Here is a 14,912-nt window from a genome sequence, read left to right as displayed (position 1 = left end):
CTCAAACCCAAGCAAACTAAGTAAATCAAGGCACTCCTGCAAGTGCAACACCAGACCGCAACGTCCCAGTTACAGGAGAGATGAGGATGCTGATGAATTTGTTGACCTCAGAGACTGATGAATTTGCCACATAGATCACATCTTTATCTCTGATTTCAAAGGCTTGCGTCAAAAACATACCACTTGGCTCTCTCAAATTGAGACGGTAGACAACAGGCACTGTCCCGAACTCCTCATGTTGCTCATGTGGAGGAAGCAACGGCATCATCTTTTGCCGGTCTTCAAACCGGAACAGGAAAACCCCCGTAGCGTCCGCAGTCCCATCATGCAAACCACCTGACATTCCAATGGCTTCCGAGAGACTCACCCGCGAGGAAGGGAAGTCATATTTGCGCCGGGCAACAACCGCACCAAACACGGTGAAGGATTTAGGCTGGTGCGTAATGGAGATAATGTCCTTCGGCCGAAGCCAGATATTGTTAGCTGGTTGCTCCGAAATATCGTCCAGACTAAACCGGAACTTCTTGTCATCTCTCATGACAGTAACAAACGACTCATAGTCTGGATTCCGCGTTCCACCGGCTTCTGAGATTGCCTCAACCAGACTCAGACCATCTTCATGCACACGGAACTGGCCCGGACGCATCACATCACCAATAACAATGACCTTGTGCGATCCATTTGCCTGAAGGTTTACAACCACTTGCGGATCGACAGCCTTACCCTCCAACCCACTGAGAATCTGTTCGCGAACCTCAGAGATACTCTTGTTCTCGACTTTGAGTTCCCCAACATAAGGCACGTAAATATTGCCTTGGTCGTCAACCACAAGGCCAAGCTCAGTTCGTTTTTGACCCTGCGTTGAGAAAAGCCCGTTTGGAATGGACTCCCAAATCCCAACAGAGAGCTGATCACCAACACCAACGCGGATCGTGCTTCTCTTGCCCTTGCCGACGCGGAATTCTTTGGGAGGTAAGTTACTGGCATAATTGGATAAATGCTGAACTGTCGGAACATCAACATCCAGCATGACATAGCTCAGCGACTGCGCATTACGTTGAGAAGTTGCATTCTCCACCTGATAAGCGCTTGGGCCATGTCCTGGAATTTCCGAGCACCCAACCACTGCAAGCAGCAGCGCAGGCACAACGAGCAACTCCAACCAGCGAGATATGTGCAAACATGTTTTCACATGCGGACACTGACCTATTCGCAGGCCTTCGAGTAGCCGCTGGATTTGGCCATTGCCTGTTTAACGCACTTCAATTTCGGGGATTTTTCGCGCGCTTGTCAGCTGCTCTGATCAGAGATAATCTCACTAAGGTACTGCAAACAAACGTCTTTGTAGTCATGCGTATTGAGGGCAATGCTCGTGTTGGACCACGAGCATTGCCGGGGAAATCCTACCCGTTATGGGCAGGCAATCACTTCAATCTCGACGAGAGCGTCTTTTGGCAGACGCGCAACTTCCACACAGGACCGTGCTGGGAACGGTGCATCGTTGTCTTCAAAGAACTTGCCGTAAACTTCGTTCACGCGCGCAAAGTCATTGAGATCTTTCACGAAAACCGTTGTCTTCTTGATGTTCTTTGCTGCAAGACCTGCTTCTTCAACAATCGCCAGACCGTTCTTCAAGGATTGAAGGGTCTGCTCAGCAACATCTGCAGGCATCTCACCGGTTTCCGGATTGATTGGCAACTGGCCGGACGTGATAATCATCTGACCAAGGTTCACGCCCTGAACATACGGGCCAATTGCTGCAGGAGCTTTGGAGGTATCGATAGCTGTCATTGTTTTTCCAGTTTTATAGGCTTGTTAAGTGGAACTGTTCAGATGGTGAGACGAATTCCTGTTGCGCCGCAATAGTTTGCAGCTCCCACTCGTCTTTTTCCTGCGTGGTTTTAAGCACGCCATACACCGCGTTATTACAGTGCTGGAATGCTTCTACTTCAGAAAGACCATTTAGATAACCAGCGGCAAATACAGATGTGATTAGATCTCCGACGCCAACCGGTTGGCGTTCAAACGGAAGGTGCGGACGCTGTGCCAGATGACTGCCTTGCTCACTTGCAAACATCATGGTGAAGGCATCATCAGAAACGCTGTGCAAATGCTTGGCCAGAACCATTTTAGGTCCAATTTCCATAGCCTTAGCGCATGCTTGTTTTGCTTGTTCCAGTGTTTCGATCGGCTCACCAATGAACTGTGAAAGTTCAAACTGGTTGGGCACGATCACATCCGCAATCGGCATCACCTTGCTCACCAGCAACTCGGCAACACCTTCACTGACAATGCAGCCTTTGTCAGGCGCACCCATCACCGGATCACAGAAGTAGAGACACTCAGGATTGTGCCGCCGGACTTCCTTCACGATGTCAACAATGACGTCACAGTGAGAAGGGCCACCAAGGTAACCTGTTACAATACCTTTGATTTGAGAGAGGACATTCAGTTTTGCCAGACCCTCAAAGATTTCAGAGATCTGCTTGGCATCATGGGCCTGTCCGGTCCAACCTTGCGGATGTTGGGTATGGTTTGAAAACTGGACGGTGTTGATAGCCCAGACCTCATGCCCCATACGTTGCATTGGAAATACAGCACAGCCGTTGCCAGCATGGCCATATGTCACGTGAGATTGAATGGAGAGTATGCCTTTCATTTCAAATACCTCGTTTCGGAACTGAGGCTCACAACCGCGAGCCCCAGCGGAGCGTCATGCCATTCTCGGCGCTTATGGATAGACTGGAAGTGCGTTGAACATCCCCAGAATGTGACTGACGGCAACCAAAATGCCGAAGCCAAAGACCACCCAGACAAGAGCCTCACCACCCCAAACACGGAACTGAGGGTTGCCGAATTTCTTGCGGCTGACACGCACCATCAGAGCAGGGACGATCGCCGTCCAGACTGTTGCTGCAAGGCCAGCGTAGCCAATCGCGATGATGAAACCATCTGGAAAGAAGATGCCACCGATCAACGGAGGAACGAAGGTCACAGCTGCGGTTTTCGCACGACCTGCAGGGCTGTCATCAAACTTCAGGAAGTCCGCCAAAAAGTCGAACAAACCAAGCGCGACGCCCAGGAAGGAGCTGGCCACAGCCATGTTACCGAATGCGGATAACATGTTGGATGCAGAGGTGTTTTCTACTGCACGGCCAAGAGCTTCCACCAGTACGCCGATGTTACCACCCTGTTCGATGATTGGGCCAAAATCAGCTCGTGAGATGTTACCCAATGTGGCAAACAGCCAGACAATGTAAAGTACCAGTGCAAGGAAAGTGCCTGTACCAAGGCAGAGCAAAATCTTCTTTGGCTCCTTACCATAGTACTTCATCAGGCTTGGTACGTTGTGGTGATACCCAAAAGATGCCAGGCAGAACGGCATTGCTGCGAACAAATACGGGAAGTAACTCCCCATTCCCATATTATTGTCGCTGTCAAAGAAGACTGCAGCCTTCATGTTGAAGGTGTAACCAGTCACAGACATGAAGAACGTGATGATCATGCCGCCAAGAAGGATGGTTGTGATGCGATCAACTGCCTTGGTAGACCACCAGACGAAGAACGCCAGACCCAACGCAAAGATCAGACCAGCCAACATCTGCGGGGGTGCAACACCCAATGTTGCATCCAGTGTGTGAACCACAATGGACCCGCCACCGGAGATGTAAGCGTAGCAGAGAATGTAGCCGACAAACGCAACGGCGATGTTGTTTACGGTGTTCCATCCAGTCCCAAGGGTGTCTTTCACCATGGTATCGAAACTGGAACCGACCGGATAATTCAGGTTTGTTTCCAATATCATAAGGCCGGAATGAAGCATACAGAACCAGGTAAAGGCCAGAGCCAGAATAGCCCAGATGCTCCACATACCAGCACTAACGGTTGGAACGGAAAACATACCAGCGCCGACTGCAGTACCGGCGATGATCATAGCCCCGCCTAGGAAGGATGGACTGACTGTTGCAGTGGATTTTCCCAAACCACCGACTTGTGTGCCCTCAGACATTTACTTCTCTCCCGTGAAGTAGTTTTGTTATATCCGTGAGGAAAGAAGGGAGGCACAGAGCAGCGCCTCCCAAGTTGCCAAATTATTTGATTGGCTTCAAACGTGCAGTGAAGTGACGAAGCACAGGTGGCTCGTATTCAAAGTCGAAGCCTTTGATGTCCTTCGCGTTTTTCGCAACGTTGATCAAAGCATCCGCGATGTAATCCATGTGGTCATTGGTGTACACACGGCGTGGGATTGTAAGGCGCATGAGTTCCAGTGGGGACTCTTTTTGCAGGCCGGTGGCTGGATCGCGGCCAAGTAAGAATGAGCCAATTTCAACTGGACGTACACCGGATTCCAGATAGAGCGCGTTACACAAAGCCTGCGCAGGGAACTGGTCTCCCGGGATGTGCGGAACGATCTTCTTCGCGTCTACGAACACCGCGTGACCACCGGTTGGGTACTGAATTGGCACGCCGCCTTCAACGAGACGATCGCCTAAATACTTAACCTGGCCAATACGATAGTGCAGGAAGCTCTCGTCTGCACCTTCATGCATACCCCGTGCCAGCGCTTCCATGTCGCGACCGGCTAATCCCCCGTATGTTACGAAGCCTTCCATTGGGACGCAGAGGGTCTGGACGGCCTGGAACAGCTCTTTCTTCTCCCGGATGGCGCACATGCCGCCGATGTTGACCAGCGGGTCTTTCTTGGCGGACATGGTGAGCATATCGCCGTAGGAGTACATTTCGCGGATGATGTCGGTGATGGACTTATCCGCGTAGCCTTCCTCGCGCTGCTTGATGAAATACGCGTTTTCGCAGTAGCGGGCGGAGTCAATCACAACCGGGATGTCGTATTTCTGGCCGATCTCGTAAACAGCCCGCATGTTGGCCATGGAAACTGGCTGACCGCCGGAGCTGTTACAGGTCACTGTGGTGATGATCGCGGTGATGTTCTTCGCACCATTTTCCTTGATCGACGCTTCCAGCTTCTCAAGATCGAAGTCACCCTTCCAGTCGTAGTAAGTGGTTGTGTCATAAGCCCGTTCATCCACCACGTTGACGACTTCACCGCCGTTCAGCTCTACGTGCGCAGCTGTTGTGTCGAAGTGGTAGTTGGAGATGAACACGTGCTTGTCTGCATCACGCACTTCCTTGGCACGACGGATCAGCGCCGGGAACAGGATCTGCTCTGCACCACGCCCCTGGTGGGTTGGCACCATATATTCATAACGGAAGAAGTGATGGACAGCTTCTTTGAGGTTGTAGAAGTTGCGGGATCCGGCATAGGCTTCATCGCCCATCATCATGCCCGCCCACTGGTAGTCAGACATGGCGCCCGTGCCGGAGTCTGTCAGCAGATCGATGTAAACGTCATCACTTGCGAGCAGGAATGGGTTGTAACCTGCTTCAGCCAATGCCTTTTCGCGGTCTGCGAAGGTGGTCATTTTGATTGGCTCAACCATTTTGATGCGGAACGGCTCAGGGATACGTTTCATTGTTCTAGTCCTTACGTCATGTTTTTACTGCGCATTCTTTATCCAAATACTGGCTCCCACCTTTGGGAACACGCAGCGGCGCACGAGTTGGGTCGCTCTCCAACCATTTGGCGCGAAAGTTTTCAAGCACCTGAAATTACAGGCGGTTATCTTGGAATTTGTATTTTGCGGCAGCAGTCACCAGATTTGAAAGTAAGACGCAGCTCACCCGTTCACTGTCAGAGACGATGTGAGTAGTTTTGCCCGATAAAGCGCAAGGGTAGATGTAGTTTTCCCGTTGCTCCAAGTAGATTGGGCGTCAAACATTCAAATTTTTAAAGGGACTGATGGGCCTGTAGGCTTATACGCACACATTTGGGAAGTCATAGGCAAGACGAACATCTTGCGTAAACCATGCCAAACTCTTTTTATTGCGATACTGAAGAACCAGTACTGACCGGCTCATGGCCTATTCCTCATCTTTACTGCATATCATGTGATAGCAAAGGCATATGAAACCACATTTACCCATGTGTCAAGCAGATATTCTACGTCTTTCCTACGGGGTTGCCCCTAGAGCAAGTATAAAGATCAGTATAGACTTCATGAGGCATTAACAGGCGCTGTAATATTCGACATCACACAGTAAATAATTTTGTAAATTCTTATGTTCCCCTTCAAAGCAAGATATTTTGCGGGACTTTAAGGCAAAACCACCTGAAGGCGCCCAAGAGTGAAGCGCATAAATCAATAGCAGATACACGGGCACCGCCACGAACTCTTGATATCTCAGAGATTTCTTTCCTGTTAAATTTCACAGGAGCCAATTATTCCAAGTTATTTGCAATGGAACCTCTCTTTGCGACACTTTTTGGCGGACACCACGTTATCCCCGTAAGAAAATTGCGCGCTCTCGCACTTATCCTCCCAACCGCGTTTTTCTGCCCTGCACAGAGGCAGTTGATAACTTCTCCGCGCACCGGGCATAAACCTCTCCCAGCGCCCAAAACCAGAACGTCACCTTTCATGAAACCCGCTCAGCAATCAGCCTCACATAGCAACGCGTTCGTTTGCGTTCTTTCGTGTTTTCCTGCGTTTTTTAAGGATTTCATTGTGCAGTGCGGGATCAAGTTTAGGAACGAGTTACAGCTACCCTCTCAAGTCTTGATCTTGTTTTTCATAAAGTTGCTTTGGATACACACCCGATTGATGATCGAAGTGCACATGGAGAGTCTTATCTTCACTAGCATAGGAGCTACAACTTGCACCCTCCGGAACTAGGAAATGCAGCTCTCGCCAATTTTCCCCGAACATAGCTATCTTTGACCTAGCTGTAAGTGTCCAAGTTAAGTGATCACCGAATACGTTACTAAGAGGGTAAATTTCTCTCAAATACTCTACGAGATTGCTTATCGACGCAGCTTCATTGATAGAAAAGTGCGCTCTATGTGGGGCGTCACAATCATCTCCAGCACAAACACTGTCTCTAGTTACAATCAACTCAAGCATCAGCATCACCATTATGCACTTAATATATATGTTCAGTATACATATTTAACATCAAGAAATTGCATATTTACCAGCATTCAAATTTTCTAACTGCATTCAGACTACATTTGATTGTGTAAATTATTTTCAAACAACCCTTGAAAGCTTTACACAACACACTACATTACTATTTGTTCATCCTTTGTACTCTGATCAGCGGGCTCTTTGTGAGCGCCGTGACGATCGGATCGGGCGGGGCGTCGAACGGTACTGAACCGTTCATAGTCCTACAGGGTGCCGAGGGCCGATCCAAGATGATTGGCGGCCAAGGTCCTGATGAGCAAACGGTAAGCCTTGCCTCAAATACGGCCATAGCCTTTCGTCTCAACTTCGAGATGAATCTTCAGGTGGTCAGTAGGGTTTCTTTTAGGCTGAGCCGGGATCCAGAGCGCAATTTTCGCTTGCAATCCGCCCGAAAAAGGTATGCTACCAATTATCGGAGGAATGCTCAATGAAGATTGACGCAACCAAAAACGTGCCTGCATTTTACGCAGGGACACGAGCGCTTCGGAGTTATTCCGCTGTGCGCTCATCCTTTGTACTCTGATCAGCGGGCTCTTTGTGAGCGCCGTGACGATCGGATCGGGCGGGGCGTCGAACGGTACTGAACCGTTCATAGTCCTACAGGGTGCCGAGGGCCGATCCAAGATGATTGGCGGCCAAGGTCCTGATGAGCAAACGTCAATTCATGAGGTGAGGCGTGGCATACTGAAGTCGCCTACCAAAGAGAGAATTTCATGGGGCTATTTTTTGAAGAGGCCACCAAGCAACGTACTCTTTTTAAAGCTTGGCAGAAAATAAAATCCAATGGACTGCGTTCATCACTAGATGAGACTCGCGAAGCCATTGAACTTTTTGATCGAGACTCGATCGGTAACTTACGAGCAATCCAAAAGCGACTACGTTCTAAATCATTCTCTTTTGAGCCGCAACATGGCGTGACTTTAGGGAAATCGAGTGGAGGCAAACGAGGTATCGTCATGGCCTCAGCTAGCAATCGCATCGTGGAACGCGCCTTACTTGACACTCTTCAAGCAAAATCTAAGTTTGTAAAATCCGTAAACAATCAGCCGACAAGCGTAGGCGGTGTGCCAGACAGAAGTGTTCCACATGGCCTAAAACTAATCGATCAAGCTTTCAGCGAAGGCTTAATCTATTTTGTACGGTCAGACATTTCAGGCTTCTTTGATGGGATCCCACGAGATTTAGTATTGGAGCAGATTGCAAGGCAAGTACATGATGCTGAGTTTATTGATTTGCTAGACCAGGCATCAACAGTAGTATTGGGGAACGAAGCCAACTTAGGTGAAGACCGAAAAATATTTCCCACCGGATACGACGGAGTTGCTCAGGGTTCACCTCTCTCTCCTTTGTTCGGCAACATTCTACTTAACCAATTTGATCAGCAGTTTAATGAGCGAGGCGTGATATGCATTCGCTTTATTGATGATTTTGTCATCATGTCGAACTCGGAGGGAAAATCTCGAAAGGCATTTTTGTCTGCACAAAAACGCCTCAAAGAACTAGGTCTTGATTGTCATGATCCTTTTTCAGGTAAAGCTTCTCAGGAAAAAGCACAACATGGTAATGCCCAGCAAGGTGGTTTTTCATTCCTTGGCTACGACTGCATACCTGGTTTGTTTCAACCAAATAAAAAGGCGCGCAATTCTTTAATCGCCAAAATATCAGATCGGATCAAAGTAGGAAAAGATGCGATCAACACCGTACGTCAAAGGCAAAATAGCTTCGCAGCAAGAAGCAGATACTCCCAGACACTAACGGTAATCGATAGCGTGCTGCGAGGCTGGGGTGAAGCATTTGCTTATGGAAACAATCCTCAGATACTTAATATACTCGATAAGCAAGTTGACGAACAGCTAACAGCTTTTCGTGCTTGGTACTTTCGGCAGTATCGTTCTTTAAACTCACAGGACCGCCGTAGAACAACAGGAGTGGGTTTACTTTGCGATGTAGTACCCAAGTCGTTGAAAGAGGCCCCCTTTGTTCTTTCTCCGCCTAAGAGGATGCGGCAAAGCAAGTCGGCAATCATAATTTCTACAGACGGCTCGACCGTCGGAAAATCAACGAAAGAGAAAAAGCGACCTGTGGGTGCGTGGGCCTACAAACATCATATCAGCGAGATCGAAAAAACCGGCTTCGAGTTTCATACTACAAACAACAGGATGGAGTTGAAGGCCGTTATTGAGGCACTTAAAAGTAATTCTCCAAACACACCTGTAATTATTCGCACTGATAGCCGTTATGTGGTGAACGCGGTCCACAACGAACACATAGTGAAGAACAACCATGATCTCTGGGAAGAGTTTCAAGAAGTTTCAAAGGGCCGCACGTTTAAAATCCTATGGGTAAAAGGGCACGCGGGGGACCCTTTTAACGAAGCTGCTGATAGTCTCGCTCGTAAGACAGCAGAGAGTAAGCTGAACGAAGCAAAACAGCCTCCACGCTAAGGAGCCCGCAAGTTTCCTTCTTAGCTGATCCTTTACAGGAACAGCCTAACACAGCTTTGGCGTCGAGTGTCCGGATGTTGCGGTCATGTGTCCTTCCGGCGGGTTCTGGCTTTGTGTTTTATGGCCTTTGAGGGATGAAATGTTTGTTTTGAGCGGTTCTCTCCAACAGCTGCAACACAAAGATTGAACATGACACCAAAATTCCTTTTCCGGACGTCGCTTGCCCTGCCGGTTCTTTGTCTGCTCCACGTTCTTTTCGCTGATGGGATGCTTCATGATGTCAGCATTACGTCCGTGAGCCGTCCTAATTTCTTTGCGTCTAATGCGATAATTTCGGTCGGCTGTTGTCTTCAGTGCCAAACATAAGGCGATTACCGCGAGAACGAACGAAACACTTCGTAGAGTTGGAAGAGTTGTTTTTGGGAGTTGATGTTCATTTTGTAAAGGGCACTTCTGAGTTGTTTGCGGACAGTGTCGAGCCGGACGGAGCGGCTTTTTGAGTAGGCTTGCAGGGACTGGTTGGAGAGGACGGCGCAGATCACATTTGTCTCAGCTTTTGAGAGCCGGAAGGCATCTGCCATGTTCTCCAGCACAGCACGATCTGCCTGCTCCGTGGTACCCGTCATCATGATCTTCACCGCCAGATACTGCGCGGCCTCAACAGCTCCGCCTGCCGCCTGTGGTTTTGGGTTAAACATCTGGATCAAATAGGTTATGCCGGATCGCTCATCCGTCAGCTTCAACAGGGGCACGCCACCGTGAAGGGCGCTGACATGCGCCTCTGCCAGTTTTCTGTTGTGCTTACGCTCAGCACAGGCAAGGCCTGCTTTCTTCAGCTTCAAAAACCCGTGCTCCAGAATCTCAAGAGCCTCTGGATTGATGGAACTGATGGTATGCTGTGAAAAGATGATGAGGCCAAATGGCAGCTCTGCGGCAACGCGGTCTTGCAACGACAGCTTCATCTCAAGGCTCTTGACCCTTTGCCGGTAATGCAGAGCCCGGCTGGCATGCGGTATCATGCGCTCAAACATCTTCCGCTGCAAAGGTGTGAAGCCATCTCCGGCCCTGAGGGAAGACACACCAAACCAGCCGAAGTTATCGCCCTTGGTCAGGTTCGTCCCCATAAGGTCATAAACTTCATATTTGGGGAGCAACTGGTGGACCGGGTTGGTTTTCAACCCATGCTCCGTCGTTATCTCCGCGTCGGTTATCACCTGTCCATAGGGAGATTTGTGAACCCGCTCTATTCGGTAATCATGGGGGAAGTAGTCTGTGGTGTATTCAAGCTCGAATGCGGTATCAATCCGCGCCACATAGTTGAGACGCTCCTCAGGTTTTGCAGCATCATACGTGTAAAGATGAACACCAGATGTTCCCAGCATGTCACTGGCCGTGGTGAGGGCGTCCTCAAACAGATCGGGGTGCTCTACAGACTCATATAACTGAGTGAGAAAGAGTTCAAAATTCTTTTCCATGCCTCTAAATGTGTAAACAGCAATGATTCCTTAAATATTCGATGCAGTTACCGTAGCGTAGTGACAATAAATATCAAACAGGATTTAGGTGGTAGATAGCTTTTGCGGAGTAACACAGGTGAGGCAGGCCTATTAATCGACGGATCAGAACACGCCGGGTATCTGTCGGAGGGGTGCTCTTTTTCTTCTGCAAGCCCCCATTTGGGGAATGGTTGGAGGCCCGCGTTTCTCTTAATCTTGCAGGTAAGCTGATCGCATTTCAAAACAAACACTGTGTTTTTCGTGGCCCCATGGCGAGATTATTTATCTCAGCAGACGGGTCATTGAGCAGATGGTTTGAGCAAGCCGAAATGAGATCCTGCTATGTTTTAACTGTTATGGGGGGAAGAGAATATTAGAATGGATATTGCATAACTTATTGTATTTATACTTAAAATCTATATCAAGCAGAGATGAACCTTAGACTGGACTATATTCTAAGTCACTTGCTTCAAAACAGCTCGCCAAGCCTCCAGCGCGGGCTGTTTTTTTGTTGTTATGCCGAGGTTTGCCTAGAGCACACATCACGGCCAGAGCATGGGCCGATGTGCTAAAGCCGTGTGCAAGCAGGAATTGCCAGCTCAATTCAGACAATCAGATACCCCAATATTTTATCGTTTCCATTGACTTTTCATTCGCTCTGAAACCACTGCGATAGTTGGCTTACCTGCGGGATACTCCAAAATAGCGGCGTTCTCCCGGTGCGAAACGGAGCCTATGGATGCCCAAAAACAACCCTGAAACGGACAACACTTCCGGTGATCAGAAAGCAGAGGAGTGGATCCATTCTGTCTCTGAAATTCTTCGTATCAACATGGATGGTGTGCAGAGCACCACGGTTGAAGGCCCTGGCCCGCAAGGCGTTCCCAATGGAGAGCCGGCAGAGCACGTCGACGGCCCGGCCGGGAACCATATGCCGCCAGAGCCCCAAATCCCGGACCTGTCGCCGGAAATCAAAAAAGTCCGCGCTAAATTTGAGGCCTACAAGAAGCGCCGGAATATCTTCAAGGATGTCCGTGATCTTGAAATCTTCGACAATTACGTAAAGAAAACAGCGGATCTTTTGGACAAAGCGACTGATCTGAACAAGCTGCAGAATGTCGATGCTGCAGAGGATGTGTTGGACAATGCAAACCTTACTCTGCAGGAGATCGAGGAGACTTATGCCCGCGGTGTTGATTCCGCTTGTGTGCTGTTGCATCGCAAGCAAGAGCTGGCAGATATCAGAGCCCGTTTGAAGTTCCTTGCAAGTTTTGACCTGGAGGGCTTTTCACAGGGCCGTCAGGAGGAGGCTCCTCGACTGGCCGGGCTCATCAAAACCAATGCAGATAAAGCAGAGGCACAGCTGAAAGCTGGCGAAATCAAAGACAGCCGGGATACCTTTCTAGCATTGCAAACCTATCTGGAAATGCTGGAGCTGACGCTCAAGGAAGTACCGTCAAAGGAAACCCAAAAACCGCGCAAGGAAACTTCCGTACGGGCTTATACCGGCGGCAACTCAGTGGCTGCGGCTCAGGAAGTACTCACAGAACTGAATAGATTGTATGAAGAGCAGCGCAAGATCCCATTCACGGATAGAGAAGAGTACGCACGGAGCAGGGAGAAGATATCGGCCCAGAGAGAGTTGCTCAAAAACCCCGATCACCGGATCAACAATGCTGACCGAGATGGCATCTTTACCCAGTTTGAGCCTCTGGGTGAGGATGGCAGGCCCGTGCTTGATAGCGGGGAATACGAGAAAGCCGGAAATAAGATTCATTTGAGTGTTCAGATGGATCAACTGGCACAAGCTGGAAACATCCTGACGCCACTTTTGCTTTCACCGGATAACCCCTTCCTTTCGTTCAAAGTCACCAATATGGACGGAGCGGTGGCAGCGATTAAAGATGATCAAGAGAAGTATTCCGCTGACACGCCTGAGGCCAAAGCAAAAATAGCAGAGCAAAAGGCATATTTTGATCGTATCACCCAAGGTGCGCAGATCACGCTTTATCCTTATGCTAAGGACACCAACTATCCTGATGGCGCTGAGGACTTTGGCTTTTTCCTGAAACTGCTGGAACAGGAACTGGCAGCCGCTGGGATTCAACCGGGCAAGAACCCGGATTCAGATGCCGGCCTCGAAGGCTTAAGCTTTGCGACCTTCCGCAATGAAGAAGGCTCGCGCGGTGTTGGTGTGGACGACGAAGACCAGCTCGAAGAGAACCGAAAGATGCTGAGGAGCAAGCCGTTTTATCAAGCTCTCACCAACAAGGATTACAAACCAGAGGCCCCTGAAAAGAGCCCAGCCTCTCAGCAGGAAGAGACTGAGAGCAAGAAGAGTGCCCGATAAGGTGAACCGCCACGGTTAATCGTAATCGGCTCATCGGGGGTGATCGAGCAATACGATCCAGCCAGTGCTGCATGAACTCTGTGCAGTCTCTCTTCCCAGTCATCAAAGGGGAGAAGCCCCGCGACGAGCACTTTGCGCTTCGGATCATTGGTTGGCTCTGGCAACAGCCCGAAATGACGCTGATCACTGCCCAGTACTCTGACATGCGCTTGATCGCCAAGTGCGTAAGCAACCTTAGCGCCGTCAATCCAGTTCAGCGTATAAATCAGTCTGGGCTCATCCTCCTGCAAGAAACCACGGCGGCGGAGAGCCTCCCTCACATCAAACCAGTCCATAGCGCGGATGGTATCATCCCAACGGGCAGCAGATGCCAGCGGACGCGTCAGAACTCCCGTTTTAAAATGCAGTCCGCCCAGCACCACGACAGTGAGGATCACCCCTGCGGATGCCGCAAACGCGCGTTTTGCGGTCGCTGCACCAGCTGGTTTGAGGATGGCGAACCAACTCCCCAAAAGAGGGAAGAGGAACAGATATCCAGCCATAGGCCAATGGGGAAGCGTATTTCTGGAAAGCAAAGCCACCGCGTTGAAAACCACGATCGGAACAATCGCAAGGCACAGGAGATATCGATCGGCTCTTGTTTTCTCAGCTGACCTGATGTGCCTCAACAGGAGCCATAGGAACGCAACCAGCGTAACCGGTTGAAGATAGGCCAGTTGTCCCAACAGCATGCGTCCGAAATTGATGAGATGCACCACAGGTTCAAAATCGCTGGAAGAGACTGAACGTGAGAGCTGAAATCCGAAGGACTGCCAGCCGTTCACTGCATTCCAGTAGATGACCGGGCTGAAGACCAGCAGCGCGATCGTGGCGGCAATGTATAGGCCTGAACTGCGGAGCAGGGGTCGTGTTGTTCTGTTGGAGAGCAGGAAAAGCAAGACACCAAGCCCGCTCAAAACCGCCATGTATTTTGAAAGCAGCGCCAACCCGAATGCCAGTCCGGCAATTCTCCAACGCATCTTGCTTATGTGCGTTGTATTCGGATCCGAGAGCGGAGCCAGAAGACTGGCCGCAACCAACAAGAAGAGCATCATGGGCCCATCCGGTACGATCCAGCTTCCAGCCGACAGAAGGAAAAACGGGGAGATGGAGAACCATGCAATCGCCCATGCCCCCGCCTTCGCACCGTAGAAGCGGGCGGTCAGCTGGTACAACAGCAGCGTGGAGACAACCGACATGGCGATGAAGGGCGTGCGGAGCACAAAGCCTGCCTCAGAGCCTGTCAGCCAAGCGGTCACATGGACAATCCAGAAGGTCAGCGGAGGATGGTCAAAATAGCTGAGAGACAGAAGTCGGGCCATGACAACCATGTAGCTTTCATCAACGCCCAGACCCAACATGGCAGCCCCGTAAAATCGGGCGAGCACTGCAGAAAAAACTATAATAAAAACAACAATGGCAACACGGGCTGGTGTGACGGTTCTGTCAATCATCAGCTGCCTCATGATCAGGTTACATCGCTTATTCTTAGGATGGGGAACAGAGGGTCGGGCACAGTCAGGTCAACCGGAATGCCAAC

10 protein-coding genes are annotated in these 14,912 nt (G+C 49.9%); 2 read left to right on the top strand and 8 right to left on the bottom strand.

Annotation, left to right across the window (positions count from 1 at the left end):
* Positions 1–25: 25 nt before the first annotated feature.
* From PsAD5_RS19945 to PsAD5_RS27900, 6 genes are all read right to left on the bottom strand, one after another.
* Positions 26–1,147, bottom strand: a complete 1,122-nt coding sequence (locus PsAD5_RS19945; protein ID WP_208986945.1) for a polysaccharide biosynthesis/export family protein — start codon at positions 1,145–1,147, stop codon at positions 26–28.
* A gap of 263 nt (positions 1,148–1,410) precedes the next feature.
* The gene (locus tag PsAD5_RS19940) at positions 1,411–1,791 is read right to left on the bottom strand and encodes a RidA family protein (protein ID WP_063293372.1); all 381 of its coding nucleotides are present in this window, start codon (positions 1,789–1,791) and stop codon (positions 1,411–1,413) included.
* A 13-nt stretch (positions 1,792–1,804) separates the two neighbouring features.
* Positions 1,805–2,659 carry a pyridoxal kinase PdxY gene (pdxY, locus tag PsAD5_RS19935; protein WP_063293371.1) on the bottom strand — a complete coding sequence of 285 codons (855 nt, stop codon included), beginning with the start codon at positions 2,657–2,659 and terminating at the stop codon, positions 1,805–1,807.
* A 72-nt stretch (positions 2,660–2,731) separates the two neighbouring features.
* A complete protein-coding gene (mtr, locus tag PsAD5_RS19930) occupies positions 2,732–4,009 on the bottom strand; it encodes a tryptophan permease (protein ID WP_063293370.1) in 1,278 nt (425 codons plus the stop codon).
* Positions 4,010–4,091: 82 nt separating this feature from the next.
* Positions 4,092–5,492, bottom strand: a complete 1,401-nt coding sequence (locus PsAD5_RS19925) for a tryptophanase (RefSeq protein WP_057461422.1) — start codon at positions 5,490–5,492, stop codon at positions 4,092–4,094.
* Positions 5,493–7,318: 1,826 nt separating this feature from the next.
* The gene (locus tag PsAD5_RS27900) at positions 7,319–7,636 is read right to left on the bottom strand and encodes a hypothetical protein (RefSeq protein ID WP_153041408.1); all 318 of its coding nucleotides are present in this window, start codon (positions 7,634–7,636) and stop codon (positions 7,319–7,321) included.
* A gap of 120 nt (positions 7,637–7,756) precedes the next feature.
* Here PsAD5_RS27900 and PsAD5_RS19910 point away from each other — a divergent pair, with 120 nt between their 5' ends.
* The gene (locus tag PsAD5_RS19910; RefSeq protein ID WP_063293367.1) at positions 7,757–9,487 is read left to right on the top strand and encodes an RNase H family protein; all 1,731 of its coding nucleotides are present in this window, start codon (positions 7,757–7,759) and stop codon (positions 9,485–9,487) included.
* Between the two features lie 371 nt (positions 9,488–9,858).
* On the opposite strand, the gene PsAD5_RS19905 is transcribed toward PsAD5_RS19910, so the two are convergent.
* Positions 9,859–10,962 (bottom strand): helix-turn-helix transcriptional regulator, encoded by a 1,104-nt coding sequence (locus tag PsAD5_RS19905; RefSeq protein ID WP_063293366.1) that lies wholly within the window; start codon positions 10,960–10,962, stop codon positions 9,859–9,861.
* A 760-nt stretch (positions 10,963–11,722) separates the two neighbouring features.
* Between PsAD5_RS19905 and PsAD5_RS19900 the strand changes: the two genes are divergently transcribed.
* Positions 11,723–13,333 (top strand): virulence protein, encoded by a 1,611-nt coding sequence (locus PsAD5_RS19900; RefSeq protein ID WP_063293365.1) that lies wholly within the window; start codon positions 11,723–11,725, stop codon positions 13,331–13,333.
* Here PsAD5_RS19900 and PsAD5_RS19895 read toward each other — a convergent pair.
* A complete protein-coding gene (locus tag PsAD5_RS19895; protein ID WP_063293364.1) occupies positions 13,294–14,826 on the bottom strand; it encodes an ArnT family glycosyltransferase in 1,533 nt (510 codons plus the stop codon). The genes PsAD5_RS19900 and PsAD5_RS19895 overlap by 40 nt on opposite strands.
* Positions 14,827–14,912 lie beyond the last annotated feature (86 nt).

Source organism: Pseudovibrio sp. Ad5, from assembly GCF_001623095.1.
Lineage (GTDB): Bacteria > Pseudomonadota > Alphaproteobacteria > Rhizobiales > Stappiaceae > Pseudovibrio.
Note: the sequence above shows the minus strand (reverse complement) of the source record. Positions and strands in the feature narration are given on the sequence as shown.